We start from the raw sequence: 26,113 nt of genomic DNA, 5'->3' as shown, positions 1-26,113 counted from the left end.
CGTGCGCCACGCCTGCAGTCAGGCGCTGGTGTAAATCACGATGCTCAGTTAGCTGAACCATATTTCCTCCCGGCAAAACGCCCGAAATTATACCCGTGTTTTTCGACGTATCAAGGAAAATAAGCACATTTTTTGCGCCAGTAATCGATTGCGCCTGCAGAGGTGAGCTGGCGCATATTTTATGGGGCTATTGGTAGTATGGCAGTATCGCCGGGTGTATAACGTGAAATATGAAACGTTGTTTTGAAAAAGGAAATGGCAAATGATTGTTGGCAATATTGATACTCCGATGCCCTGGCTGCCAGCGCCGCTGCGCCAGGCGATTGATGAAATCAGGCAGCGGGTGACTGACCAGACGCCCACCGGCCGACACGATATCGACGGCGATCGGCTGTTCTTTTTGGTTTCTGAAGATATGACCGAAAAAAGAGAGGCGCGTCGGGCAGAGTTTCATCAGCGCTATCTGGATATCCAGATCCTCTTTCACGGACGTGAAGGCATGGTGTTCAGCAGCCAGCCCGCAGGTAAACCGGAGGTTGACTGGCTGGCGGTCAAAGATATCGCCTTCCTTCCCGAAGGTAGCCAGGAAAAAATGGTGATACTGGAAGAGGGGGATTTTGTGGTGTTCTGGCCAGGAGAGGTGCATAAGCCGCTGTGCGCGGTGGGCGAGCCGGCGCGTGTGCGTAAGGTGGTGGTGAAGATGCTGGTGGAATAACGCCTTGCTTCCCCTCCCGCCGCCGCGGGAGGGGGCTGCCACTACTGCTGTGACAGCGTGGCGACCATTACGGCCTTAATGGTATGCAGACGGTTTTCCGCCTGATCGAAGACGATGCTGTGCTCGGATTCGAACACTTCATCGGTCACCTCCATACCGCCGTGCAGCCCGAACTCCTGGGCCATCTGCTGGCCGACCACGGTTTGATCGTCGTGGAATGCGGGCAGACAGTGCAGGAATTTGACCTGCGGATTGCCGGACAGCATCAGCACTTCTCCGTTTACCTGGTACGGTTTCAGTAGCGCGATACGTTCCGCCCACTTCTCTTTCGGCTCGCCCATAGAGACCCAGACATCGGTATAGATAAAGTCCACGCCGTTAACGCCAGCGCCGATATCTTCCGTCAGCGTAATACTGCCGCCGGTCTGACTTGCCAGCGCCTGGCACTCCTGAACCAGTTTTTCCTCCGGCCAGCAGGCTTTGGGCGCCACCAGGCGCAGATCCAGACCCGTTAACGCCGCCGCTTCCATCATGGAGTTACCCATATTGTTGCGGGCGTCGCCCAGATAGGCCATCGACATCTGGTTAAAGCGCTTCTCCGGCAGGTGCTCCTGCATGGTAAGCAGATCTGCCAGCAACTGGGTGGGATGAAATTCGTCGGTCAGACCGTTCCACACTGGCACGCCTGCATATTGTGCAAGAGTTTCAACGACGCCCTGTCCGTAGCCGCGATACTGAATGCCATCGTACATACGGCCCAGCACCCGGGCGGTATCTTTAATGGACTCCTTATTGCCGATCTGGCTGCCGCTCGGGCCCAGATAGGTTACGCGGGCGCCCTGATCATATGCGGCAACTTCGAAAGAGCATCGGGTACGGGTCGAGTCTTTTTCGAAGATGAGCGCGATATTTTTGCCTTTAAGATGCTGAATTTCGGTTGCCTGTTTTTTTGCACCTTTTAGTTGGGCGGCAAGAGTGACGAGTTCATCGATTTCTGTTGAACTAAAATCAAGTAATCTAAGGAAATTCTTCTTATAAAAGGTCATCTTTCACCTCGCATGGCACCATGCCATCAATTGAATTAATATTCAATTTATAAGTATGAATATGCATTTTCAACCCCCGGGTAAATCTTTTTTTCCCATAAGCGTGGAGGCAATCACAGGGCTGTGTGAAAATAACAGTAACTGCCGACACACTGAGGACAGATCCATGGCAAACCCGGAACTACTGGAAGAACAGCGCGAAGAGACGCGGCTGATTATTGAAGAACTCCTTGAGGATGGCAGCGATCCGGATGCGCTGTACACCATTGAGCATCACCTCTCGGCGGATGACTTTGAAACTCTGGAAAAGGCGGCCGTTGAGATCTTCAAACTGGGCTATGAAGTGACCGATCCTGAAGAGCTGGAAGTGGAAGAGGGCGATACCGTCATCTGCTGCGATGCGCTGAGCGAATGCGCGCTCAATGCCGAGCTTATCGATGCCCAGGTGGAGCAACTGATGACGCTGGCTGAAAAGTTCGGCGTGGAGTATGACGGCTGGGGCACCTATTTCGAAGATCCGAACGGCGAGCCGGATGGCGACGGCGGCGACTATATTGATGAGGATGATGACGGCGTACGCCATTAAGGAAGAGGTTGCGGCGGCCCGGTGCCGCCGCACTGTTATCAGGACTGACACCATGGTTGACCCACAACTTATCGCGCCGGTGCTCGACTTCTTGCCGTGCCGGACGCCACAGGCCTGGATCGATCGGGCGCGAGATCCGGCTAACCTGCCGTTACTGCTCACCGACCATATGATTTGCGAGCTGAAAGCGGCCCAGACCGCGATGTTGCTGATCCGCAAATACGTAGCGGATAAGCGCGGCGCAGAAGCGTTGCTCGCCTGGCTGGAACCCTATGAAGCCTTCACTTTTCGCGACGGACCGGAGCCGGACTTTGTAGCGCTGCACCGGCGTATTGGTAAAAGTGAGATGCCCCACACTGACGATCCCTGGGGCCGCGCGCTTATCGACAGCATGGTGTTACTCATCAAAGAGGAGCTACACCACTTCTGGCAGGTGCGTGAAGTGATGCTCGCCCGCGAGATTCCCTACGTGAAAGTCAGCGCCAGCCGCTATGCCCGCGGTCTGCTGAAAGGACTGCGCACCTGGGAACCGGCGACCCTGGTCGATAAGCTGATTTGCGGCGCCTATATCGAGGCGCGCTCCTGCGAGCGTTTTGCCGCTCTGGCACCGTATCTGGATGACGATTTGGGTAAGTTTTACCTGTCGCTGCTGCGCTCGGAAGCGCGCCATTACCAGGATTATCTGGCGCTGGCTCGTCTGATCGCGCCCCAGGATATCGACGCCAGGGTGCGTGATTTTGGCGAGCTGGAAGCGCAACTGATTCTGGATCCTGACGACGAGTTTCGCTTTCACAGCGGTGTTCCGCTGTAATATCTGAATCCTGAGGAGAAAAGGATGAACTGGACGATCCCTGTATTTATCGCCTGGCTGGTGCTGGTTGTTGCCCTGGCTGCGCTGTTCTGGCGTCGGCAGCGTCGGGGCATTGCGGTGGCGATAGCGCTTGCGGGTATTGTTATCGCGCTGCTGACGATTTCGGCTCGTTCAGGTAAACCCGATGCCGGATCGCAGATGGCGCTGGAAGATATTCCGGTCTGGAGAGTGATTCGGGAGCAGGAGCCGGCGCTCTACAGCCAACTGAACCGGCGGGCGCAGGAGCTGGAACAGGCCGGAGAGTCGCAGCAGCGAATTATCGATCTGCTACAGCCGCAGTTCAATACGCTTATGTCGCAGCGTTTACAGGAGGCGCCGGACGACAATGTGGTGGCGTGGATGCGCGCCAGTATTGAGCAAACGGCGCAGATTCAGAAGGTCAGCGGCGACGCCTGCTTTCGCTATCAGTTTCCGGGGGTGAAAGGTGGCATTGATGTAACGCAGTACCTGACACCTGAACAAATGCAGTACCGTTTCGAGGTCGATGCCCGAATGATGCGGGCCGCCAGGGGAGCGGGGCGGCATAAGGTTAGCGAACAGGAGCGCGAACAGGCACGCGCTGCGCTGGAGCCGGTCGTTAAGCACATGCAGCAACTGTACGGTCAGGATATTGCGCTGATGGCGGCGCCACAGCAGGCTCAGGGTAAAGAGACGCTGGTGTGCGATATGGTGCTGGCACTCTGGCGTCAGGTACTGGCGCTACCGCCAGAGAAGGCTGCGGCTATTATTCGTCTGACGCTATCAATGGGAGCAACGCCGTCGCGCTGAATTTACTGGAATTCGTCCGCGGATTTCATTTTCCGCTTAGTGAAATGCTTTTCTCCGTGCGACTGACAAAGCCGTGGGGATAGTCTCATCGATGTGGTCGCTACAGCGTTTTCAGCATCCGCACTTCGCAGTCAACGTGTCCGGTGTTGCCCAACGCCCGATCGATATGGCGGAAGCCAAGGCGCTCATACAGGCGTATTGCCCGGGTCAGGGAGGCGGTGGTTTCCAGATAACAGTGGGTGAAACCAGCATCCCGGGCGAAAGCGAGCGCCGTTAACGCCAGCTGTTTCGCCAGTCCCTTGCCTCGCCCCTGGGGCAAAAAATACATTTTTTGTAGCTCACAAATGCCAGGCGCACCGCCGCTCAGCGGCGCCAGGCCTCCTCCACCTACGATTTCGCCTGCCAGCTCAACCACCCAGAACGCATGCCCGGGATGATGATACAAGGCGTAGAGTTCATCCAGATTTGGATCGGAGACGGTGTAGCCTTTATCCGCCGTCAGGCCAAATTCCGCCGAGACGGTGCGAATCACGCGGGCAATCACCGCGTTATCGTCAGCGCGCAACGGACGCATCATCAATTTGACCGGTGTGGCAACGCTCATAGGGGGATGTCCGGAAAATGACAGGTAAGGAAAAGTAAATAGCACCCGGCGGGCGTGAACGCAAGAGGGAAAGCGTCCTCACCCCGGTCCTCTCCAGGAAGAGAGGGCCAGGGTGAGGGGAAGGGAATTACAGCGCGGCGATAGTTGCCTGCTGCTCAATCAGCTTCGCTTTTGCTTCCGCGTAGCCTTTGAGCTTGTCACGCTCTTTAGCGATCACCGCTTCCGGCGCGCGAGCCACAAAGCCTTCGTTAGCCAGTTTGCTTTCAATACGGCCAATTTCCGCTTCGACCTTCGCCACTTCTTTCGCCAGACGTGCCAGCTCGGCTTCTTTGTCGATCAGACCCGCCATCGGAATCAGCAGTTCGGCACCATCCACCAGTTTGGTAACGGAAACCGGACCTTTATCGTCGGCGGGCAGCAGCGTAATGCTTTCCAGACGCGCCAGGCTCTTCAGGAAGTTCAGGTTGTCGTTCACCCGACGCTGAACGTCAGCAGAGGCGCCACGCAGCAGCAGTTCCAGCGGTTTACCCGGCGCGATGTTCATCTCGGCACGGATATTACGCACGGCGACGATGGCCTGCTTCAGCCATTCGGTATCTGCGGTGGCGATATCGTCTTCCAGAGCCGCGTCATATGCCGGGAACGGTTGCAGCATAATGGTATCGGCATCGATGCCCTTGAGGACCTTCACACGCTGCCAGATAGCTTCGGTAATAAACGGAATGATCGGATGCGCCAGACGCAGCAGCGCTTCCAGTACCGTTACCAGGGTATGGCGGGTGCCGCGCAGCTCGGCTTCGCTGCCGCCGTTCATCACCGGCTTGGTCAGCTCCAGATACCAGTCGCAGAACTGGTTCCAGGTGAACTCATACAGGATGCCGGCCGCGATATCGAAGCGGTAGTTGTCCAGCGCTTCGCGGTAGGCTTTCACGGTGCGGTTGAATTCAGCCAGTACCCAGCGATCCGCCAGCGACAGCGTCATTTCGCCGCCGTTGAAGCCGCAATCCTGATCTTCGGTGTTCATCAGCACGAAACGGCTGGCGTTCCACAGCTTATTACAGAAGTTACGGTAGCCTTCCAGGCGCTTCATATCCCAGTTGATGTCGCGGCCGGTAGAGGCCAGCGCCGCCAGGGTAAAGCGCAGGGCGTCGGTACCGTGGGTTTCGATACCGTTGGGGAACTGCTTCTCGGTGCGCTTGCGGATTTTCTCTGCCAGCTGCGGCTGCATCATATTACCGGTGCGTTTCTCCAGCAACGCTTCCAGAGAGATGCCGTCCACCATGTCCAGCGGGTCGATAACGTTACCCTTAGACTTGGACATCTTCTGGCCCTCTTCGTCGCGGATAAGCCCGGTCATGTAGACGGTCTTAAACGGCACCTGAGGTTTGCCATCCTCATCTTTGATGAAGTGCATGGTCATCATGATCATGCGGGCAATCCAGAAGAAGATAATGTCGAAGCCACTGACCATCACGCTGGTGGGGTGGAAGGTCTTCAGAGCATCGGTCTGCTCCGGCCAGCCCAGGGTAGAGAAAGTCCACAGGGCGGAAGAGAACCAGGTATCCAGCACGTCTTCGTCCTGGCTCAGCGCCACATCCGCCGGGATATTGTTTTGCTGACGGACTTCTTCTTCGCTACGGCCGACAAAGACATTGCCTTCGGCGTCGTACCATGCCGGAATGCGGTGGCCCCACCATAGCTGACGGGATATACACCAGTCCTGAATATCGCGCATCCAGGAGAAGTACATGTTTTCGTACTGCTTCGGCACAAACTGGATATCGCCGTTTTCTACAGCCTCGATAGCCGGTTTAGCCAGCGGCGCTACGCGTACGTACCACTGGTCGGTGAGCATCGGCTCAATCACCACGCCGCCGCGGTCGCCGTAAGGCACCGTCAGGTCGTGGGGTTTGACCTCTTCCAGCAGGCCAAGGGCGTCGATGGCGGCGACCACGGCTTTACGTGCGGCAAAGCGCTCCAGATTCTGAAATTCGGCCGGGATATCGGCGCAATAGGCGTCGGATTCAGTGCCGTTGGTATCAAACACCTGGGCACTGGCACGGATATCGCCATCCAGGGTCAGGATGTTGATCATCGGCAGTTGGTGGCGCTTACCGACTTCGTAGTCGTTAAAGTCGTGGGCCGGGGTGATCTTCACGCAGCCGGTGCCTTTTTCCATATCGGCATGTTCGTCGCCGACGATGGGGATGCGGCGGTTTACCAGCGGCAGCATCACATATTTGCCAATCAAATCTTTGTAGCGCGGATCTTCCGGGTTAACCGCCACGCCGGTATCGCCCAGCAGGGTTTCCGGACGGGTGGTGGCGACCACCAGATAATCGTTACCTTCGGCGGTTTTCACGCCGTCTGCCAGCGGGTAGCGGATATGCCACATCGAGCCTTTGGATTCGCGGTTTTCCACCTCCAGGTCGGAGATAGCGGTACGCAGTTTCGGATCCCAGTTCACCAGGCGCTTGCCGCGATAGATCAGATCTTCCTGCCACAGGCGAACGAACACCTCTTTCACCGCGTTGGACAGCCCTTCGTCCATGGTGAAGCGCTCGCGCTCCCAGTCCACAGAGTTGCCCAGACGACGCATCTGACGGGTGATGGTGCCGCCAGATTCCGCCTTCCACTGCCAGATCTTGTCGATAAAGGCATCGCGGCCATAATCGTGACGCGTCTTACCTTCTTCAGCGGCGATCTTACGCTCAACCACCATCTGGGTGGCGATACCGGCATGGTCAGAGCCCGCCTGCCAGAGGGTATTTTTCCCCTGCATGCGCTGGTAGCGGATCATGGTATCCATGATGGTCTGCTGGAAGGCGTGACCCATATGCAAACTGCCGGTGACGTTCGGCGGCGGGATCATGATGCAGAAGCTTTCCTGGCTCTTATCGCCGTTTGGCTTAAAGTAGCCCTGCTGTTCCCAGTGCTCGTAGAGCGGCTGTTCGATATCTTGCGGGTTATATGTCTTTTCCATTTCTGCTATGTCGTTCCGGGCGCCGTATAGGTGGCCGTGGTCAGGTGAAAACCGGCCACGCGATAGGCTTTGTAGCGTTCGCGCGCCAGCTGTTTCAGGGATTCGTCGTAGGGTACGAAGTCTATCACTTCATGGAAAGCGGTGGCAAAATCTGCAAAGTGCGGCAGCAGGCTGATGAGCAGATCCCGCGAGTGGCTGCCGCGTCGCGCTGGCCAGGCCAGCTCCACCGGCGCGCCGGCCCGGGGGCCTTCGCCCGCCAGGTTATGGGGCACAAAGCTGTGGGGATCGCGCTGCCACAGCGCTTCATCCAGCCGGATCGCCTGCTGTTCATCTTCGCAGGCGATAAGAATGCGTTTGCCCGCCCGCCAACGAACCGCCGCCAGTTCGCATACCAGCAGCTCCTGGGCGCTCAGGCCGTCCGCTGCGGCGTCGTTATCCATAAGGTAGAACGTTGCGTTTTTCATGGCGTTTGGTTCTTTGACTGCGTCGGGAGACGGGAAAGGGCGATACTTTATCACAGACTGGCGGCGCTGTGAGCGCCGCCAGTGACCTAATGGTTACTCATCGCCGTTCAGGCCCGCGCGGTTCAGCAGGAACTGAGAGAGCATGGCCACCGGACGGCCAGTGGCGCCTTTGGCTTTACCGGAACGCCAGGCGGTACCGGCGATATCCAGGTGCGCCCAGTTATACTTGCGGGTAAAGCGCGCCAGGAAGCAGCCTGCGGTAATGGCGCCGCCTGGGCGACCGCCGATGTTGGCCATATCGGCAAAATTGGACTCCAGCTGTTCCTGGAATTCATCACTCAGCGGCAGGCGCCAGGCGCGATCGCCTGCCTGCTCGGAAGCGCCGATCAGTTCGTGCGCCAGCGGATTATGGTTCGCCATCAGACCGGTCAAATGATGACCCAGCGCAATCACGCAGGCGCCGGTCAGCGTTGCGACATCGATCACCACTTCCGGCTCGAAGCGTTCCACGTAGGTCAGCACGTCGCACAGCACCAGTCGCCCTTCGGCATCGGTGTTCAGCACCTCTACGGTCTGGCCTGACATGGTGGTCAGCACATCGCCGGGGCGATAGGCGCGGCCACCAGGCATATTTTCACAGCCCGCCAGCACGCCGGTGACATTGATCGGCAACTGAAGCTCCGCCACCATCCGCATCACGCCGTAGACAGCCGCCGCGCCGCACATGTCATATTTCATTTCGTCCATATCGGCGGAAGGCTTAATGGAGATACCGCCGGAATCGAAGGTCAGTCCTTTACCTACCAGTACGATGGGATGCGCTTCGGGATCGGTGCTGCCGCGGTACTCGATGACCGACATCAGCGATTCGTTCTGGGAGCCGTTGCCCACCGCCAGGTAGGCATTCATACCCAGCTCTTTCATCTGCTGTTCGCCAATTACCCGGGTATTCACGCTGCTGGCGAAGGCGTCCGCCAGCTGACGCGCCTGGGAAGCCAGATAGGCGGCGTTACAGATATTCGGCGGCATATTGCCGAGATCCTTGGCGGCGCGGATACCTGCCGAAATTGCCAGGCCGTGCTGGATAGCGCGCTCGCCGCTGGTTAGCTCGCGGCGGGTCGGCACGTTAAACACCATTTTACGCAGCGGGCGGCGCGGCTCGCTTTTGGTGGTTTTTAGCTGGTCGAAGCTGTAAAGCGTCTCTTTTGCGGTTTCCACCGCCTGGCGGACTTTCCAGTAGGTATTGCGCCCTTTCACGTGCAGTTCGGTCAGGAAGCAGACCGCTTCCATCGAACCGGTATCGTTAAGGGTATTAATGGTTTTTTGTATCACCTGCTTGTACTGGCGCTCGTCGAGCTCACGCTCTTTACCGCAACCAATCAGCAGAATACGCTCCGACAAAACGTTGGGAACGTGATGCAGCAGCAAGGTTTGCCCCGCTTTCCCTTCCAGCTCGCCGCGGCGCAGCAAAGCGCTGATGTAGCCGTCGCTGATTTTATCGAGTTGTTCGGCAATCGGGGACAGGCGGCGCGGTTCGAATACGCCCACAACGATGCAGGCGCTCCGCTGTTTTTCTGGACTACCGCTCTTTACACTGAACTCCATGCACTACGCTCCTGAATCTTAAAGACAACAGCGGGTTATGCGGTATAAAATCACGCCGTTTATATAACTCATTCCGCTGTTGTGGTGACTTCGTGTTAATCTTAACGAATGCGATATGCGGTTTCGGCACGACAGCACATTTTTTGCCCGCGTGCGAAAACGCTAAGTATAGTAATCTTAGCGACGTTTTCGCTGTTCCGGGAGAATAAATGACGTTTAAGCGTTGAAACAAGCGATTTTCCTGCAAAAAGACTCGTTTTCACAGGCGTATTTAATGTGATAATCATAAGATATCTTGTCCGGGAGACGCTCAAAAGCCAACTGGCGATTCTGTTCATCCTGTTACTGATCTTCTTCTGCCAGAAGCTCGTCAGGATTTTGGGAGCCGCGGTTGACGGAGAGATCCCGACCAATCTTGTCCTTTCGTTACTCGGCCTCGGCGTGCCTGAAATGGCGCAGCTGATTCTGCCGCTTAGTCTTTTCCTTGGCCTGTTGATGACCTTCGGTAAGCTGTACACCGAGAGCGAAATTACCGTGATGCACGCCTGTGGCCTGAGCCGGATGGTGCTGATCAAAGCGGCGATGTTGCTGGCACTGTTTACCGGTATCCTGGCGGCCGTCAATGTGATGTGGGCCAGCCCGTGGTCAGCGCGTTATCAGGATGAAGTGCTGGGGGAAGTCAAATCCAACCCCGGTCTGGCCTCGCTGGCCCAGGGGCAGTTCCGTTCGTCGTCTGACGGTAACGCGGTGTTGTTTATCGAAAGCGTGGATGGCAGCAACTTTAACGACGTTTTCCTGGCCCAGCTGCGGCCGAAAGGGAACGCGCGTCCTTCCGTGGTGGTGGCGGATTCCGGCCATCTCGTCCTGCGTAAGGATGGCTCTCAGGTGGTGACTCTGAACAAAGGCACTCGCTTTGAGGGAACCGCTATGTTGCGCGATTTCCGAATCACCGAATTCCAGGATTACCAGGCCATTATCGGTCACCAGACCGTCACCCTGGATCCGGATGATACCGAGCAGATGGATATGCGCACGCTGTGGAATACCCACACAGACAAGGCGCGTGCCGAACTGCACTGGCGTATCACGCTGATCTTCGCAGTGGTGGTAATGGCGTTGATGGTGGTGCCGCTCAGCGTGGTGAACCCGCGTCAGGGCCGGGTACTGTCGATGTTGCCGGCGATGCTGCTGTATCTGATCTTTTTCCTGTTGCAGACCTCGCTGAAATCCAACGGTGGCAAGGGTAAGCTGGATCCGGTGGTCTGGATGTGGGTAGTCAACCTGCTCTACCTGGGTATGGCGCTGGTTCTGAACATGTGGGATACGGTGGCGATGCGTAAGTTCCGTGCCCGATTTGCCACAAAAGGAGCCGTATGATGCTCGGATTCGGCGTACTCGACCGTTATATCGGTAAAACCATCTTTAACACCATCATGATGACGCTGTTTATGCTGGTGTCGCTCTCGGGCATTATTAAGTTCGTCGATGAACTTAAACGTGCCGGTAAAGGGGCCTATACCGCCTCGGGGGCCGGGATGTATACCCTGCTCAGCGTGCCTAAGGATATTCAGATCTTCTTCCCGATGGCGGCACTGCTTGGCGCGCTGCTGGGGCTGGGGATGCTGGCTCAGCGCAGCGAACTGGTGGTGATGCAGGCCTCGGGTTTTACCCGTATGCAGGTGGCTGCTTCGGTAATGAAAACTGCGATTCCTCTGGTGTTGCTGACCATGGCCATTGGCGAATGGGTGGCGCCTCAGGGCGAGCAGATGGCGCGTAACTACCGGGCCCAGATGGTATATGGCGGTTCGCTGCTCTCCACCAAGGATGAGGGCATGTGGGCCAAAGATGGCGATAACTTCGTCTATATCCAGCGGGTGCGCGGCAATAACGAGCTGACCGGCATCAGCATTTACAGCTTTAACAAGCAGCGCCGCCTGCAGTCCGTGCGCCACGCGGCCTCGGCCACCTTCGATCCACAACAGAAGGTGTGGAAGCTGTCCCAGGTGGATGAATCAATTCTGAGTAATCCAAAACAGATTACCGGAACCCAGACCGTAAGCGGTACCTGGAAAACTAACCTGACGCCGGACAAACTGGGCGTTGTGGCGCTGGATCCCGATGCGCTTTCCATTAGCGGTCTGCATAACTACGTGAAATACCTGAAATCGAGCGGTCAGGATGCCGGGCGCTATCAGCTCAATATGTGGAGTAAGATATTCCAGCCCGTTTCAGTGGCGGTCATGATGCTGATGGCGCTCTCCTTCATCTTTGGGCCGCTGCGTAGCGTGCCGATGGGGGTTCGCGTGGTCACCGGTATCAGCTTCGGCTTCCTGTTCTACGTGCTGGATAAGATCTTCGGTCCGCTGAGTCTGGTCTACCATATTCCGCCGTTACTTGGGGCGTTGATTCCCAGCGGAACCTTCCTGCTTATTAGCCTCTGGATGCTAATGAAACGCAGTTAAAATACGTGCTCCGTCTGCAAAGGCGGAGCACGTTTCTCTTTTGGCTCTGGACGCGGTTGTGAATTAGCGCTGCACGCGCTTCAGGGTGTTGCGAATTAATCGCCAGGAACTCCACAGCCCCAGCCCACGCCTGCCCCAGCGCATCAACATACGGGGACGGCGTAGCCCCCAGATAGCCATCAGGCCGCCGCCGGCCACGGCCCAGGTACGCAGGTTGAGCAGTGTAAGCCAGCCGCGATCGAATGATTCAGTCGCCTGCAGCCAGTTGCGCTGACAGGCGCTCAAATCCAGACGCTGTTGCTGAATCTGACTAAGCAACAGCGCCTTACGCTGTTCGCGCTCGCGACTCATTCTTTCTCCTCCAGTAATTCTCTGTCGGTTTTGAGTTCGCGGCGGGTGTAGCGCAGCAGCGAGGTTGAGCGCGCCTTACGCAGAGTCCAGATGGCGCCAATCAGAGCCAGAAGCAGTAGCGTGGCGGTGGTGGCGATCATCACGGCCAGCCGGTATTGCGGATCTACGGCCCAGATAATGAGTACCAGCAGACTCATCAGGCCGAAGGCGGCGAACAGCATCGTCAGGCCCAGCAGCAGTAAAAGCTGGAACAGGCGGGACTTCTCCTCTTCCAGTTCAACGACTGCCAGGCGCAGACGCGTCTCCACCATCTGGATCAACAGGGTCAGAACCCGCTGTCCGATCCCGACCAGGCTACTCCCTGGTCCCTGATGTTGACGGTTATCGGCCATAATCAGCGGCGGGACAGCAGAACGCCCAACACGACGCCCACGGCGGCGCCAATACCGATGCCGGTCCAGGGGTTATCGTGCACGTAGTTATCGGCGCGGGAGGCCGCTTCGCGGGTTTGACGGGCGATGGCATCGCCCGTATCATGCAGGCGGCTGCGGCTGTCCTGCAGCGCACGGCGCGCTTTTTCGCGCAGGGTTTCCAGCTCGGCCTTACTTTTCTCGCCTGAGGCGTTCAGCACCTCTTCCAGAGTATCGGCCAGTGACTGCAGTTCAACGCGCAAGTTTTCAGTATCTTTTGACATTACTACTCTCTCCTGATTGTTGAGTTCAGCTCCCGAAAATTAATATTCCCGGGCTTCTAACGCCTTCAGTTCTGATTCCTCTTCAGCGAGTTTACGCTCGCGTTTGGCAATTTTTTCCGGATCGCCTTTGCGTTTAGCTTCATCCAGCTCGGCCCGTCGTTCGGCGACGTCATCACGCTTCTCTGCAATATCTTTACGGTGATCGGCGCGAACCTGGTCATCGTTACAGTGAGCACGAACTTCGCTTAACGCTTTTTTCAGTCCGGAAAGACGATATTCGTTACCGTGCTGCTCGGCGTAGCTGATTTCCTTAAGAATGCTCTGCTCTTTTTCACTACATGGGGAGGAGGAGGCCTGCGCCACGGCGGTGAGGGATAAGAGCGCAACTGCCAGCATAATACGGCTTTTCATCAAGAAACCTTCCATTGTGTTACGGCGCGCAAAAGCGCCGAAAATTCCAGTCGATCGTGTAAATGCGGTGTAACCGCAACGAGATAAGCATAGACGATTCGCCACAAAACCCAAAGGCAATGCGTGGGTATTGACTACAGATTTTGCTTAAATGATTAGCCCAGGCGGTGGCGATCTGAGCGTAAGTGGGACAGTAATGACAGGGAACTGTCCCGATCTTCCTGCTGTGCGATGATGTAGTCGTGAGTCAGGGTACGGTTAAGGACTTCCCGTGCGGCGTTGCTCTCGGCGCTGGAGTCGAACTTAATCACCAGCGTGTTACCGACTGGCGTAATGCTTTTGAAAGGAATGCCGTTAGCATCCAGATGGTGCCAGACAAAGAAGCCATCGGGTGAGCTCACGCCTGCGCGTACGGCACGGATCTCCAAAGACGCTTCCGGTTGTCGCAGCGTCAGCCAGACTGTCGTCGCGGTAAGCGCCAGCAGAGCGATAAGTATCAGCTGGCGCAGGCCCAGGTTCAGACGCATATTCACTTATCCCCGATTGGCATGTTTCTTCTTCCACAGTACCACCAGGGAGCCAATAAGCCCAAAAACCAGCAAGACGACGGGCAGTAGCATCAGGCCGGACATCAGCTTGTCTTCGTACTTCAGGAAGACCGGCGTTTTGCCAAGCAGAAACCCCAGGGTGGTCAGAATCAGAATCCACAGCAGACCACTCATCCAGTTAAAGAACTGAAAGCGTGCGCTGCTCAGTCCCGATATTCCGGCGATGGTAGGCAGCAGCGTGCGGACAAAGGCGATAAAGCGCGCAATCAGCAGAGCGGAAAGACCGTGCTTATGGAACAGATGATGGGCGCGCTGATGGTAGTGAGCAGGCAAATGCGACAGCCAGTTTTGCACCGTTCGGGTATTGCCCAGCCAGCGTCCTTGTATATAGCTCAGCCAGCAGCCCAGGCTTGCGGCCACCGTCAGCAAAATAACCGTTTGCGGGAAGCCCAGCGCCCCTTTGGCAATGAGTACTCCCACCAGGACCAGCAGGCTATCCCCAGGCAAAAACGCAGCAGGCAGCAGTCCGTTTTCCAGAAACAGGATCATAAACAAGACAAAATAGAGCATCCAGACCATGGATGGATTCGCCAGTGTTTCAAAATCCTGACTCCAGAGAGCGTTCAGCAGTTGCGTTATAAGTTCCATTCAGTTTTCCTGGTACACATCTGAAAACAAGCTACCCGCGGGCGCGGTGACTGTATGACACGATCGGCACAATCGCGCTGCCCGAATGGGCGTGCGACGGCTGGAGACGGTCGGGTGTCTGCATGCGCCAGATAGTTGTAGGGGACGATGCAATCATTTATTCCCGTCATACTTCAGAGCGTGAGTACGAGAGTGCCAGCCTGAATTATTTAGGGTATACGTCTAATTGTAACAAAGCCCTTCGGGCAACGTCATAATATTTGTGTTTTGTTGAGTCTTGATTTTGCTTGTCGCGAAGAGGCGTGGCGAGGGTATTTACACAGGCTGACACTATACATTGTTTGCTTACCCTCGCCGGAGAAGGCTATTTTTGCGGGGTGGCGGGCAGATTGAGATGAATCACCGGATTTTCAGTAAACAGGAAACGGTCGGCGTTAAATTCAAAGTCGTCGCTGGTTTCGTTAAACAGCATCTGTTTGGTGTTTTCCAGGTGTTGCCACATCGCCAGTTTGGCTGCCGCCGGATCTTTGCGAATCAAGGCTTTCAGAATGGCATCGTGATCTTCGCACCAGTGATCGGCGGTACTGAGATCGATATGCTCGTGCAGCTTTTTCCAGTAGGGGTTATGTACCCGCTGAGTCCACATCTTTTCGACGATGGCCGCCAGGGCGCTGTTCTGGGTGGCCAGCGCCACCTGGACATGAAACTGGAGATCCCACGGCGAGTCGCGATAGTCCTGCTCAGAGCGGGATTTTTCCTGAATTTCCATCAGCTTCACAATATCCTGCTTGGTCACCTGGGTGGCGGCGAACTCGGCGATATTGCTTTCGATAAGCTGGCGAGCCTGCAGGAGCTCGAAGGGGCCAAAACTGGCGAATTCCAGGCGCTCATCGGGCACCTGACCGTGTTTGGCCTGGCTGGAGATTACGTGAATGCCGGAACCTTTACGAACCTCAACGTACCCCTCAACCTCCAGCATAATGATCGCCTCGCGCACTACGGTGCGGCTGACGTTTTTATCTTCGGCGATAAAACGCTCTGCGGGGAGTTTTTCTCCCACAGTATAGGTACCACCTTCAATAGACTGCTTAAGGTCGGCAGCAAGCTGCTGATAAAGTCGTCGGGATTCTGTTAACTCCATGGGCGGCTCCGGACTGATTTGCAAACGATTTGTTATACCACTTTTCCCGAAGGTACACTACCGGGAGAGTGAAAAAGCCGCGCTGAGGCGGCTTTTTCACGGTTCGTTTCAGTGTTGTTGTGCGGGTTTCAGGGAGCCGGGACCGTCGTCGTTAAGCTCATCGGCCGGTTTGTTTTTCAGGACCGTCCAGATAACCACGGCACCCAGCAGATCGAACACCGCCAGCGCCGCAAACAGCGGGCTGAAGCCCAGTGTATCGGCCAGGGCGCCGACCACCAGTGCGAACAGGGTACTGGCGGTCCAGGCCGCCATTCCGGTCAGACCGTTAGCGGTGGCGACCTCGTTACGACCGAAGACATCGGAAGAGAGGGTGATCAGCGCGCCAGACAGCGCCTGGTGAGCGAAACCGCCGATGCACAGCAGGGCAATAGCGACATAAGGGCTGCTGAACAGGCCGATGGTGCCCGGGCCAATCATTAGCACGGCGCCAAGGGTGACCACCAGTTTACGGGAGACAATCAGGTTAACCCCGAACAGACGCTGGAACAGCGGCGGCAGGTAACCCCCGACGATGCAGCCGAGATCGGCGAACAGCATCGGCATCCAGGCGAACATGGCGATCTCTTTCAGGTTAAAACCGTAGGCTTTAAACATAAACAGTGGGATCCAGGCGTTAAAGGTGCCCCAGGCCGGTTCCGCCAGGAAGCGCGGCAGCGCGATGCCCCAGAACTGGCGGTTACGCAGGATCTGCCAGGCGGACATCTTCTTACCGTTGTTGGTCTGATGCTGCGCTTCCTGACCGCCGATAATATAGTCGCGCTCTTCGTCACTCAGGTGCTTCTGATGTTTCGGATGCTTATACAGCACCAGCCACAGCATGGACCAGATAAAACTCAGCACACCGGTAATAATGAAAGCCATTTCCCAGCTGTGCCAGACGATAGCCCAGACCACCAGCGGTGGAGCCAGCATGGCGCCGATAGAGGAGCCGACGTTAAAGTAGCCAACGGCAATGGAGCGCTCTTTCGCCGGGAACCATTCAGAGCTGGCTTTCAGGCCGGCGGGAATCATCGCCGCTTCGGCAGCGCCCACGGCGCCGCGGGCTATGGCCAGACCGCCCCAACTGCCCGCCAGCGCGGTGGTTCCGCAGAACACCGCCCATAGTACGGCGAACATCGCATAACCGAGCTTAGTACCCAGTACGTCAAGAATATAGCCAGCAACCGGCTGCATGATGGTGTAGCACGCCGAATAGGCGGCGATAATGTAGGAGTACTGCTGCGTGGTGATATGCAGCTGCTCCTGAAGGGTCGGCGCGGCGACCGCAATCGTGTTACGCGTCAGGTAGCCCAACACGGTGCCCAGCGTCACCAGTGCGATCATATACCAGCGTAATCCTTTTATTTTTCTCATTTCTGACCTCTGTCTTGTGAGGTGTCCATACCGTGCAATAAGCGACATATCGCCGCGTCAATCAGTCCATTTGGCAGATAGATGACAACGGGGCCAACGATAACTTGTCATACATCTTTAAAAGTTGAGTGACATCACAAAAGCACTTTTCGCTGTAAGGGTATCCTAAAGGGGTAGGAAGGCCAGTTCTGGCAAGGGTTTAGCAGGTAAATTGTGGTCTTTTTGCGTAAAGATTTGTCTTGATATTGTGAGTTAGTACACAAATTTACCATTGGCGAGAGAAATTGGTGTGATAACTTTGACATTATAGTTGCAGACCACAGAATCCATTCGCCAGAGGAAAAAACAATGAACCGGTTTATGACTGAAGATTTTCTGCTGGATACCGAGTTTGCCCGTCGTCTCTATCACGACCATGCTAAAGATCAGCCCATCTTTGATTACCACTGCCATCTGCCGCCGCAGCAGGTCGCGGATGACTATCGCTTCAACAACCTGTATGACATCTGGTTGAAAGGCGATCACTACAAGTGGCGCGCCATGCGCTCTAACGGCGTTGCCGAGCGTCTGTGTACCGGCGATGCCTCCGATCGCGAGAAGTTCGATGCCTGGGCCGCTACCGTGCCGCACACCATCGGCAACCCGCTGTATCACTGGACTCATCTGGAGCTGCGCCGCCCGTTCGGTATCACTGGCAAGCTGCTGTCGCCGGAAACGGCGGATGAGATCTGGAACCAGTGCAACGATCTGCTGGCTCAGGAGGCGTTTTCCGCCCGCGGCATCATGAAGCAGATGAACGTGAAGATGGTGGGCACTACCGACGATCCTATCGACTCCCTTAGCGACCATGCCCGCATTGCCGCCGATGGCAGCTTTGATGTCAAAGTGCTGCCGAGCTGGCGTCCGGACAAAGCCTTCAATATTGAGCAGGACACCTTTGTCGATTACATCGCTAAGCTGGCGGAAGTCGCCGATACCGATATCCGCCGCTTCAGCGATCTGCAGAGTGCCCTGAGCAAGCGTTTGGACCACTTTGCCGCTCACGGCTGTAAAGTGTCCGACCACGCTCTGGATGTGGTCCTTTACGCCGATGCCGACGAAGCTACGCTGGACGCCATTCTGGCTCGCCGCCTGTCTGGCTCTGCGGTAAGCGAAATGGAAACCGCGCAGTTTAAAACGGCGGTACTGGTCTGGCTGGGGGCCGAATACGCGCGCCGCGGTTGGGTGCAGCAGTACCACATCGGCGCGCTGCGTAATAACAACCTGCGTCAGTTCAAGCTGCTGGGTCCGGACGTGGGCTTCGACTCCATCAATGACCGCCCGCTGGCCCAGGAGCTCTCGCGCCTGCTGAGCAAGCAGAATGAAGAAAACCTACTGCCGAAGACTATTCTGTACTGCCTGAACCCGCGCGATAACGAAGTGCTGGGCACCATGATCGGCAACTTCCAGGGGGAAGGCGTCGCGGGCAAGATGCAGTTCGGTTCTGGCTGGTGGTTTAACGATCAGAAAGACGGCATGCAGCGGCAGATGACACAACTGGCGCAGTTGGGCCTGCTGAGCCGTTTTGTTGGGATGCTGACCGACAGCCGCAGCTTCCTGTCCTACACCCGTCACGAATATTTCCGTCGTCTGCTGTGCCAGATGATCGGCCACTGGGTGGAAGCGGGCGAAGCACCGGCGGATATTAAACTGCTGGGCACCATGGTGGAAAACATCTGCTTCAACAATGCCCGTGACTACTTCGGCATTGAACTGAACTAACCGGCTATTTCGAGGTTGATATGCAATACATAAAGATCCACGCGCAGGACAATGTCGCGGTCGCACTGGAGGATCTGCAGGAAGGGACGGTTATCGAACTGGACGGCGTTCAGGTTCAGCTCCGCCAGGCGCTGTCGCGCGGCCATAAGTTTGCGCTATGCCCGATCGCTCAGGGCGAGAACATTGTTAAGTATGGCCTGCCCATCGGCCATGCCCTGAGCGATATCCAGCCCGGAGAACATGTCCATTCCCAGAATGCCCGTACCAATCTGAGCGATTTGGATGAGTACAGCTATCAGCCTGAAATCACCGCCACCGGCGCACAGCCGGCGGATCGCGAAGTGCAGATCTATCGCCGCGCCAGCGGCGAGGTTGGGGTGCGTAACGAGCTGTGGATCCTGCCCACCGTTGGCTGCGTGAACGGCATTGCGCGTCAGATACAGCAGCGCTTTCTGAAGCAGAATGACGATGCGCCGGATATCGACGGCGTGCATCTGTTCAGCCACCCGTTTGGCTGCTCTCAGCTGGGCGAAGACCATATCAACACCCGCACCATGTTGCAGAACATGGTGCGTCACCCCAACGCGGGGGCGGTGCTGGTCATTGGTCTGGGCTGCGAAAATAACCAGATCGATGTCTTCCGGGAAACCCTGGGCGACTACGACGCGCAACGCGTTCACTTTATGGTCTGTCAGCAGCAGGATGATGAAGTCGAGGCGGGGCTGGAACATCTGGGCCAGCTCTATGAGGCGATGCGTCACGACCAGCGCGTGCCGGGGCGCCTGAGCGAGCTGAAATTTGGTCTGGAGTGCGGCGGGTCCGATGGCCTGTCCGGCATTACCGCGAACCCGATGCTGGGGCGTTTCTCTGACTATCTGATTGCTCATGGCGGTACGACCGTACTGACCGAAGTGCCGGAAATGTTCGGCGCAGAGCGGATCCTGATGAGTCACTGCCGCGACGAAGCGACCTTCGAGAAAACGGTGGCGATGGTCAATGACTTTAAGCAGTACTTCATTGCCCACAACCAGCCGATTTACGAAAACCCGTCGCCGGGGAACAAGGCGGGCGGCATTACCACCCTGGAAGAGAAGTCTCTGGGCTGCACTCAGAAAGCGGGCCAGAGCCAGGTAGTGGACGTTCTGCGCTACGGCGAACGTCTGAGCACGCCAGGTCTTAACCTGCTGAGCGCGCCGGGTAACGATGCGGTCGCCACCAGCGCCCTGGCCGGTGCCGGATGCCATATGGTGCTGTTCAGCACCGGGCGCGGCACTCCCTACGGTGGTTTTGTGCCGACGGTGAAGATAGCCACCAACAGCGAACTGGCGGCGAAGAAACCGCACTGGATCGACTTCGATGCCGGACAGCTTCTGCATGGTGTGACGATGTCCGATCTGCTGGACCGCTTTATCGACGTCATTGCTGATATGGCAAGCGGCAAGCTGGCCTGCAACGAGCGTAACGATTTCCGCGAGCTGGCGATATTTAAGAGCGGTGTCACGCTGTAAAGCAGAAATTGTAGTATGGTATAAAACGGCGTTTCACTTTGTGAGGCGCCGTTTTTGCGTTAGCGCGGATTAAAGGAGTATCCATGAACCTGGAATGGCTGGCCCAGGGGGTCGGCATCATCGCCTTTATTATCGGTATCACCACCTTTATCAATCGTGATGAGCGACGTTTTAAGAAGCAGCTTTCCTGTTACAGCGCGGTAATCGCCTGCCATTTTGTGCTGATGGGCGCCTGGCCCGCCGGTATGAGCGCCGGGCTGAATGCGCTACGCACCCTGATTACCCTGCGTACCCGCAGCCTGTGGGTGATGGCCGCTTTTATTGCCCTGACCCTGACGCTGGGTCTGGCGAAATTGCAACATCCCATGGAGTTACTACCCATTGTGGGGACCACCGTCAGCACCTGGGCGCTGTTTCGCTGGCACGGTCTGGGGATGCGCTGCATTATCTGGTGTTCCACCGTCTGCTGGGTTGCCCATAACTTCTGGCTGGGTTCCATTGGCGGAACGCTGATAGAAGCGAGTTTTCTGGTGATGAACGGCCTGAATATTATTCGTTTCCGGCGTATGCAGCGCCGGGGTATCGATCCCTTTCGGGTGGAGCGGGCGGTAATAGAACAGGCCTCCGCCAGGGCGGACGGAGGCCGTGCGGGTTAACCCTGCTGTGCGCTGTTCGCCAGTGCGCGCTCTTCCGCCTGACAGGCGGCGGCGGTAAACAGCACGTCGGTGGAAGAATTCAGCGCGGTTTCGCAGGAGTCCTGAAGTACGCCGATAATAAAGCCGACTGCTACCACCTGCATGGCGATATCGTTGGGAATACCAAACATATTACAGGCCAGCGGAATAAGCAGCAGCGAGCCGCCCGCCACCCCTGAAGCGCCGCAGGCGCCCATCGCGGCCACCACGCTCAGCAGCAGGGCGGTAAACAGATCCACTTCAATGCCCAGAGTATGGACCGCCGCCAGGGTCAGCACCGTGATGGTAATCGCCGCACCCGCCATATTAATGGTGGCGCCCAGCGGAATAGAGACCGAATAGGTATCCCTGTCCAGCTTCAGCTTTTCACACATCGACATATTCACCGGAATATTGGCGGCGGAGCTGCGGGTAAAGAAGGCGGTGACGCCGCTTTCGCGCAGGCAGGCGAATACCAGCGGATAAGGATTGCGGCGAATTTTGTACCACACCATCAGCGGGTTGATAACCAGCGCCACAAAGAACATGCAGCCAATCAGCACCACCAGCAGTTGGGCATAGCCCCAGAGTGCGTCAAAACCGGTGCTGGCGATAGTCGAAGCGATAAGACCAAAGATACCGATGGGGGCGAAACGGATTACCGCTCTGACGATGCGGGTTATCGCTTCGGCAAAGTCGTTAATCAGGTTTTTGGTGGTGTCACCGGCATGGCGCAGCATAAAACCTAATGCCACGGCCCAGACCAGAATCCCGATGTAATTGGCGTTAAGCAGGGCGTCGATGGGGTTGGAAACCATGCTCATCAGCAGTCCCTTCAGAACCTCCACAATACCGGAAGGCGGCGTGATATCGGTATTGCCAGTCACCAGATGCAGCGAAGAAGGGAACAGGAAGCTCACTACCACCGCCGTTAGCGCCGCGGCAAAGGTGCCCACCAGATAGAGGATCAGAATCGGGCGGATACTGGTCTTCTGCCCCTGCTTGTGGTTGGCGATAGAGGCCATCACCAGTACCAGCACCAGAACCGGCGCCACGGCCTTCAGGGCGCCAACGAACAGAGTACCGAGTAACCCAGTGGCAAGGGCTGCGGGTTTAGAGAGCCAGGCCAGCAGTATACCCAGTACCAGACCGACCAGAATTTGTTTTACCAGACTGCCCTGCGCCAGTCGCCGGAACAGCCTTCCGGATGCATTTTGTGTAGCCATTATAAACCGTCCTGTGATGTTGAAACGTTACTGCCTTTCCGCGCGTACTTTCCGTACTCTTTGTAATTGTGAAAGGATGTAAAAATGCGTGTTTGCCAGTTCGAGTATAAGGAAATGCGGCAATCCGGAAAGAGGGGAGTGCTAATATTTGTGCGGAATGGCAGATTTTATAACGTCAAACTCACAGCTTATTAATATTTGCTTATTTAATAACCTGGTATGGCAGTGAAAAACGGGGCGCAGGCGCCCCGATTCGATTACTGAAGCTGTTTTTTAGCGTCATTACGCTTGTTCACCCAGGCGTTAATCAGCAGCGTGAGCGCCAGGATACCGCCCACCACGCCCAGTGAGATGGCAATGGGGATGTGATAGAAGTCGACAATCAGCATCTTAATACCGATAAACACCAGAATCACCGCCAGCCCGTACTTGAGCATCGAGAAGCGCTCGGCAACCCCCGCCAGCAGGAAGTACATGGCACGTAGACCCAGAATCGCGAACAGGTTCGAGGTCAGAACGATAAAGGGATCGGTAGTGACGGCGAAGATGGCCGGGATGCTGTCCACCGCGAAGATAACGTCGCTCAGTTCCACCATAATCAGCACCAGCAGCAGCGGCGTGGCAAACAGCACGCCCTTCTTACGCACGAAGAAGTGCTCGCTTTCGATGGTGTCCGTCATACGCAAATGGCTACGCAGCCAGCGCACCAGCGGCTTATCGCCAATGCCGCCTTCGTCGTCCTCTTTGACGATAGCCATCTTAATACCGGTAAACAGCAGGAAAGCGCCGAACAGATAGAGGATCCAGTCGAAGCGAGCGATAAGCCAGCTACCGGTAAAGATCATGATGGTACGCAGCACGATGGCGCCCAGTACACCGTAGATCAATACCCGGCGTTGTAGCGCGGCGGGAACCGAGAAGTAGCTAAACAGCATCAGCCAGACGAAGACATTGTCCACCGCCAGGGCTTTTTCAATCAGATAGCCGGTCAGGAAGGCCAGCGCCTGGGTATCCGCCACTGCGCGCCCTTCGGTGCCAGCCAGATACCACCAGAAGGCGGCGTTAAACAGTAAAGAGAGGGACACCCAGACGACAGACCAGGCGGCCGCCTGCTTCATCGACATCGCATGCGCGCCGCGCTTGCCCTGAAGCAGAAGGTCGATAGCCAGCATGATGGTGACCACGATAGCGAATCCGCCCCATAACAGGGGGGTGCCGACAGTATTCATAGAGAGTTCCTTCAAAAACAAAAACGGCCAACGTCGGAAGACGTTAGCCGCAATTGCTGCGTTGCAGTTACACCTCGCCTTCCGGCAAGGTCTCACTTACAACGCGGACTACACTCTTCATACCTGAGTATAGAAAATTGTCCACATTGCCCGGCGACCGGAAACAAAATGTTTCGTAATGACGATCCACCGGCAATGAAGTTACTCCCCTTTGCGTCGACTACCATAGGCGAGGCTGCAAGCCGGGTCAATATTCTGTTACCGCTTATTTACCCAGCTTTACGTTGAGTGTTGGATATCCACCCCGTCCGCCGGGAACACCACGCCGGTCTGAGCGCGGATTCGGGTCAACTGGCGCGCGGTACTGCGGCTGAGTTGCAGGCCCGGGTGGTTCACTTCGCGTTCTTCCACCAGTCGGGCGAAGACCTCTGCTTCGTACAGCATGGTGTTGATATGCTGGGGTTCCGTCAGATCCTGAGGCGTTCCGCCGCGAGGAATAAAGGTGATGCGCTGTAGTTCTGAAATGCGCTCAATCACCAGCGAGCCCTTTTCCCCCTGAATCTCGCTCGGCAGCGTGGAGTCGCTCACCTTGGAGTGCAGCAGCGTCAGACTGAATTCGCCATAGTCCATCAGCACGCTACCGTGGCCGTCTACGCCGCTTTCCAGCAGCGTGGCATGCGCCTGTAGCGAATGCGGCTCGCCCCACAACGCCAGCGCGGTGGCCAGGCAGTAGTAGCCGATATCCATAATCGAACCATTGGAAAACGCCGGATTAAAGGTATTGGGGTTTTCGCCCGCCAGGTAGCGCGGATAGCGCGAAGAGTACTGACAGTAGTTAAACAGCACCTTCCGCAGCTTACCGACCCGCGGCAGCGCCTGGCGCAGCGCCACAAAATTGGGCAGATACGCGGTCTTGAACGCTTCGAACAGCACGACCTGGTTGTCGCGCGCCAGCTGGATAGCGGCTTTTACTTCCTGGAGGTTCGAAGCCAGCGGCTTTTCGCAAATCACATGCTTGCCGTGGCTGAGCATTAACTGGATCTGCGAAAAATGCAGGGAATTAGGGCTGGCGATATAGACGGCATCGACGGCGTCGCTACGCGCCAGGGTTTCCAGAGAGGTGAACAGCCTGTCGACCGGATAATCCCGGGCGAAGTCGTGGGCGTTCTCCAGGGTTCGTGAATAGACAGCAGTCAGGGTATACAGGCCGCTTTCATGGGCGGCATCGACAAACTGGCGGGTGATCCAGTTAGTCCCTATCACGGCAAGGCGTATCATTTTTGTGGATGTTCTCCGAAGCCTGAATCACGGATAGCGTAGCAGGTTGTTTAGTGAAAACCTGTGCGCTATACCGCTTCCCCATCATATGGTGGGAAAGCGGTAGCCGTATCAGGTGCGATTGACCTGGTTTTTAAGGGCGCCAGCCTGCCATCCGGCCAGATTATCATTGAGGCCCTGAATCAGGTTTTCCACGCTGGCTTCGCTGGCCCAGGCAACGTGGGGAGTGATAATCAGGTTATCCAGATGGGTTTCCAGCAGCGGGCTGCCGCTGCGCGGCGGCTCTTCCGACAGAACATCCAGCGCCGCGCCACCCAGGGTGCCGTCGCGTAGCGCCTGAGCCAGCGCCGCTTCGTCAATCAGCGGACCGCGGGCGCTGTTGATCAGCAGCGCGCCGGGCTTCATGGCGCTAAGGGTGGCGGCATCGAACAGGTGGCGGGTCTGGGGCGTTAACGGACAGTGCAGGCTGATGACGTCGCTTTGGGCCAGCACCTGGTCAAAGGCGGTGTAACCGTCGCGTACCTGAGACGCCTGTTTATGCTCGGCGAACAGTACCTTCATGCCCAGCGCTTCGGCCTTTTGCGCCACGGCACGGCCGGTAGCACCCCGGCCAAAGACGCCTAAGGTAGCGCCCTGCAAATCGCGAATCAGCGGTCCCTGAATACAGAAGTGGGGGGCGCTCTGCCATTCGGCAAAGGAACGGCGGCGGTATTCGATCAGATGACGACGCAGGGCGAAAATGTTGCCGATCACGGTTTCGGCCACGCTGTTGGTGGAATACCCCGGTACGTTACTGACCGCGATGCCTTGCTGGCTACAGGCTTCGATATCCACACAGTCATAACCGGTGGCCGCGACGCAGATATAGCGTAGATCCGGTAGATCTTTCAGCACATCCGCCCGTAGCTGCACCTTATTGGTGATAGCTACGGTTGCGCCGCGCAGCGCATCCGTCAGTTCATCGGGCCCGGTGCTGCCGCGATAAACCCACTCGTCGCACCAGTCGGGTTGAGGGATCGGTAAGGGAAGGGTATCGCCGTCGAGCGTCACGATCTTCATGCTGTCTCCTGGTTTATTGTGTTTGATCTACCCTGAAATCAGGGAACGGGACGATCTCAGCATATAGA

Annotated in this window: 26 protein-coding genes; 9 read left to right on the top strand and 17 right to left on the bottom strand. The window is 56.6% G+C overall.

The annotated features are described in order from the left end of the window. The first annotated feature begins 262 nt into the window (after nucleotides 1–262). Nucleotides 263–715, top strand: a complete 453-nt coding sequence (locus FEM41_RS02600; protein ID WP_138094164.1) for a NanQ anomerase/TabA/YiaL family protein — start codon at nucleotides 263–265, stop codon at nucleotides 713–715. Between the two features lie 41 nt (nucleotides 716–756). On the opposite strand, the gene argF is transcribed toward FEM41_RS02600, so the two are convergent. Beyond that, the gene (argF, locus tag FEM41_RS02595; protein WP_138094162.1) at nucleotides 757–1,761 is read right to left on the bottom strand and encodes an ornithine carbamoyltransferase; all 1,005 of its coding nucleotides are present in this window, start codon (nucleotides 1,759–1,761) and stop codon (nucleotides 757–759) included. Between the two features lie 166 nt (nucleotides 1,762–1,927). Between argF and rraB the strand changes: the two genes are divergently transcribed. From rraB to FEM41_RS02580, 3 genes are read left to right on the top strand one after another with little or no spacing between them, the layout of a single operon-like run. Further along, on the top strand, nucleotides 1,928–2,347 hold the full coding sequence (gene rraB / locus FEM41_RS02590; protein WP_138094160.1) for a ribonuclease E inhibitor RraB: 420 nt from the start codon (nucleotides 1,928–1,930) through the stop codon (nucleotides 2,345–2,347). Nucleotides 2,348–2,399: 52 nt separating this feature from the next. Beyond that, the gene (miaE, locus tag FEM41_RS02585) at nucleotides 2,400–3,158 is read left to right on the top strand and encodes a tRNA isopentenyl-2-thiomethyl-A-37 hydroxylase MiaE (protein WP_138094158.1); all 759 of its coding nucleotides are present in this window, start codon (nucleotides 2,400–2,402) and stop codon (nucleotides 3,156–3,158) included. Between the two features lie 24 nt (nucleotides 3,159–3,182). Beyond that, nucleotides 3,183–3,986, top strand: a complete 804-nt coding sequence (locus FEM41_RS02580; protein WP_138094156.1) for a topoisomerase II — start codon at nucleotides 3,183–3,185, stop codon at nucleotides 3,984–3,986. A gap of 100 nt (nucleotides 3,987–4,086) precedes the next feature. On the opposite strand, the gene FEM41_RS02575 is transcribed toward FEM41_RS02580, so the two are convergent. From FEM41_RS02575 to pepA, 4 genes are all read right to left on the bottom strand, one after another. Beyond that, the gene (locus FEM41_RS02575) at nucleotides 4,087–4,590 is read right to left on the bottom strand and encodes a GNAT family N-acetyltransferase (protein ID WP_138094154.1); all 504 of its coding nucleotides are present in this window, start codon (nucleotides 4,588–4,590) and stop codon (nucleotides 4,087–4,089) included. A 127-nt stretch (nucleotides 4,591–4,717) separates the two neighbouring features. Then, nucleotides 4,718–7,573 carry a valine--tRNA ligase gene (locus FEM41_RS02570; RefSeq protein ID WP_138094152.1) on the bottom strand — a complete coding sequence of 952 codons (2,856 nt, stop codon included), beginning with the start codon at nucleotides 7,571–7,573 and terminating at the stop codon, nucleotides 4,718–4,720. Between the two features lie 5 nt (nucleotides 7,574–7,578). Continuing rightward, on the bottom strand, nucleotides 7,579–8,037 hold the full coding sequence (locus FEM41_RS02565; protein ID WP_138094150.1) for a DNA polymerase III subunit chi: 459 nt from the start codon (nucleotides 8,035–8,037) through the stop codon (nucleotides 7,579–7,581). Between the two features lie 93 nt (nucleotides 8,038–8,130). Then, the gene (gene pepA, locus FEM41_RS02560) at nucleotides 8,131–9,642 is read right to left on the bottom strand and encodes a leucyl aminopeptidase (RefSeq protein WP_138094148.1); all 1,512 of its coding nucleotides are present in this window, start codon (nucleotides 9,640–9,642) and stop codon (nucleotides 8,131–8,133) included. Between the two features lie 276 nt (nucleotides 9,643–9,918). Here pepA and lptF point away from each other — a divergent pair, with 276 nt between their 5' ends. Together lptF and lptG are read left to right on the top strand one after the other, a co-directional pair. Next, nucleotides 9,919–11,019: an LPS export ABC transporter permease LptF gene (gene lptF / locus FEM41_RS02555; RefSeq protein ID WP_138094146.1), complete on the top strand. Its 1,101-nt coding sequence runs from the start codon at nucleotides 9,919–9,921 to the stop codon at nucleotides 11,017–11,019. Beyond that, the gene (gene lptG, locus FEM41_RS02550) at nucleotides 11,019–12,104 is read left to right on the top strand and encodes an LPS export ABC transporter permease LptG (RefSeq protein ID WP_138099091.1); all 1,086 of its coding nucleotides are present in this window, start codon (nucleotides 11,019–11,021) and stop codon (nucleotides 12,102–12,104) included. Before lptF ends, lptG begins: the two co-directional genes overlap by 1 nt. 63 nt (nucleotides 12,105–12,167) lie before the next feature. Here lptG and FEM41_RS02545 read toward each other — a convergent pair whose 3' ends face one another. From FEM41_RS02545 to FEM41_RS02510, 8 genes are all read right to left on the bottom strand, one after another. Continuing rightward, nucleotides 12,168–12,455, bottom strand: a complete 288-nt coding sequence (locus FEM41_RS02545; protein WP_138094144.1) for a YqjK-like family protein — start codon at nucleotides 12,453–12,455, stop codon at nucleotides 12,168–12,170. Continuing rightward, nucleotides 12,452–12,847, bottom strand: coding sequence for a phage holin family protein (locus FEM41_RS02540; RefSeq protein WP_138094142.1), 396 nt, complete (start codon nucleotides 12,845–12,847; stop codon nucleotides 12,452–12,454). The genes FEM41_RS02545 and FEM41_RS02540 overlap by 4 nt, the downstream gene beginning before the upstream one ends. Nucleotides 12,848–12,849: 2 nt before the next feature. After that, nucleotides 12,850–13,149, bottom strand: coding sequence for an ElaB/YgaM/YqjD family protein (locus FEM41_RS02535; protein WP_138094140.1), 300 nt, complete (start codon nucleotides 13,147–13,149; stop codon nucleotides 12,850–12,852). A gap of 39 nt (nucleotides 13,150–13,188) precedes the next feature. Next, nucleotides 13,189–13,560, bottom strand: a complete 372-nt coding sequence (locus tag FEM41_RS02530; protein WP_138094138.1) for a DUF1090 domain-containing protein — start codon at nucleotides 13,558–13,560, stop codon at nucleotides 13,189–13,191. A gap of 155 nt (nucleotides 13,561–13,715) precedes the next feature. Then, nucleotides 13,716–14,087, bottom strand: coding sequence for an EnvZ/OmpR regulon moderator MzrA (gene mzrA / locus FEM41_RS02525; protein ID WP_138094136.1), 372 nt, complete (start codon nucleotides 14,085–14,087; stop codon nucleotides 13,716–13,718). A 6-nt stretch (nucleotides 14,088–14,093) separates the two neighbouring features. Beyond that, nucleotides 14,094–14,756: a DedA family general envelope maintenance protein YqjA gene (yqjA, locus tag FEM41_RS02520; RefSeq protein ID WP_138094134.1), complete on the bottom strand. Its 663-nt coding sequence runs from the start codon at nucleotides 14,754–14,756 to the stop codon at nucleotides 14,094–14,096. Nucleotides 14,757–15,120: 364 nt separating this feature from the next. Beyond that, nucleotides 15,121–15,897, bottom strand: a complete 777-nt coding sequence (gene exuR, locus FEM41_RS02515; RefSeq protein ID WP_138094132.1) for a transcriptional regulator ExuR — start codon at nucleotides 15,895–15,897, stop codon at nucleotides 15,121–15,123. 108 nt (nucleotides 15,898–16,005) lie between these two features. Beyond that, complete coding sequence (locus FEM41_RS02510; RefSeq protein WP_138094130.1) at nucleotides 16,006–17,310, bottom strand: MFS transporter; 1,305 nt, start codon at nucleotides 17,308–17,310, stop codon at nucleotides 16,006–16,008. Between the two features lie 348 nt (nucleotides 17,311–17,658). On the opposite strand from FEM41_RS02510, the gene uxaC reads away from it, so the two are divergent. The 3 genes from uxaC (at nucleotide 17,659) to FEM41_RS02495 (ending at nucleotide 21,235) form a co-directional block, all read left to right on the top strand. Continuing rightward, a complete protein-coding gene (gene uxaC, locus FEM41_RS02505) occupies nucleotides 17,659–19,071 on the top strand; it encodes a glucuronate isomerase (RefSeq protein WP_138094128.1) in 1,413 nt (470 codons plus the stop codon). Nucleotides 19,072–19,091: 20 nt separating this feature from the next. Further along, entirely contained in the window at nucleotides 19,092–20,579 is a 1,488-nt protein-coding gene (locus FEM41_RS02500; RefSeq protein ID WP_138094126.1) for a UxaA family hydrolase, read from the top strand. 83 nt (nucleotides 20,580–20,662) lie between these two features. Then, nucleotides 20,663–21,235, top strand: coding sequence for a YgjV family protein (locus FEM41_RS02495; protein WP_138094124.1), 573 nt, complete (start codon nucleotides 20,663–20,665; stop codon nucleotides 21,233–21,235). Here the strand turns inward: FEM41_RS02495 and sstT are convergent. The 4 genes from sstT to FEM41_RS02475 form a co-directional block, all read right to left on the bottom strand. Beyond that, nucleotides 21,232–22,479, bottom strand: coding sequence for a serine/threonine transporter SstT (gene sstT / locus FEM41_RS02490; RefSeq protein WP_138094122.1), 1,248 nt, complete (start codon nucleotides 22,477–22,479; stop codon nucleotides 21,232–21,234). The genes FEM41_RS02495 and sstT overlap by 4 nt on opposite strands. Before the next feature lie 257 nt (nucleotides 22,480–22,736). Next, nucleotides 22,737–23,708, bottom strand: a complete 972-nt coding sequence (locus FEM41_RS02485) for a TerC family protein (protein ID WP_138094120.1) — start codon at nucleotides 23,706–23,708, stop codon at nucleotides 22,737–22,739. A gap of 279 nt (nucleotides 23,709–23,987) precedes the next feature. Continuing rightward, a complete protein-coding gene (locus FEM41_RS02480; protein WP_138094118.1) occupies nucleotides 23,988–24,986 on the bottom strand; it encodes a Gfo/Idh/MocA family protein in 999 nt (332 codons plus the stop codon). 111 nt (nucleotides 24,987–25,097) lie between these two features. Further along, nucleotides 25,098–26,045, bottom strand: a complete 948-nt coding sequence (locus FEM41_RS02475) for a D-2-hydroxyacid dehydrogenase (protein WP_138094116.1) — start codon at nucleotides 26,043–26,045, stop codon at nucleotides 25,098–25,100. Nucleotides 26,046–26,113 lie beyond the last annotated feature (68 nt).

Source organism: Jejubacter calystegiae (assembly GCF_005671395.1).
GTDB lineage: Bacteria > Pseudomonadota > Gammaproteobacteria > Enterobacterales > Enterobacteriaceae > Jejubacter > Jejubacter calystegiae.
Note: the sequence above shows the minus strand (reverse complement) of the source record. Positions and strands in the feature narration are given on the sequence as shown.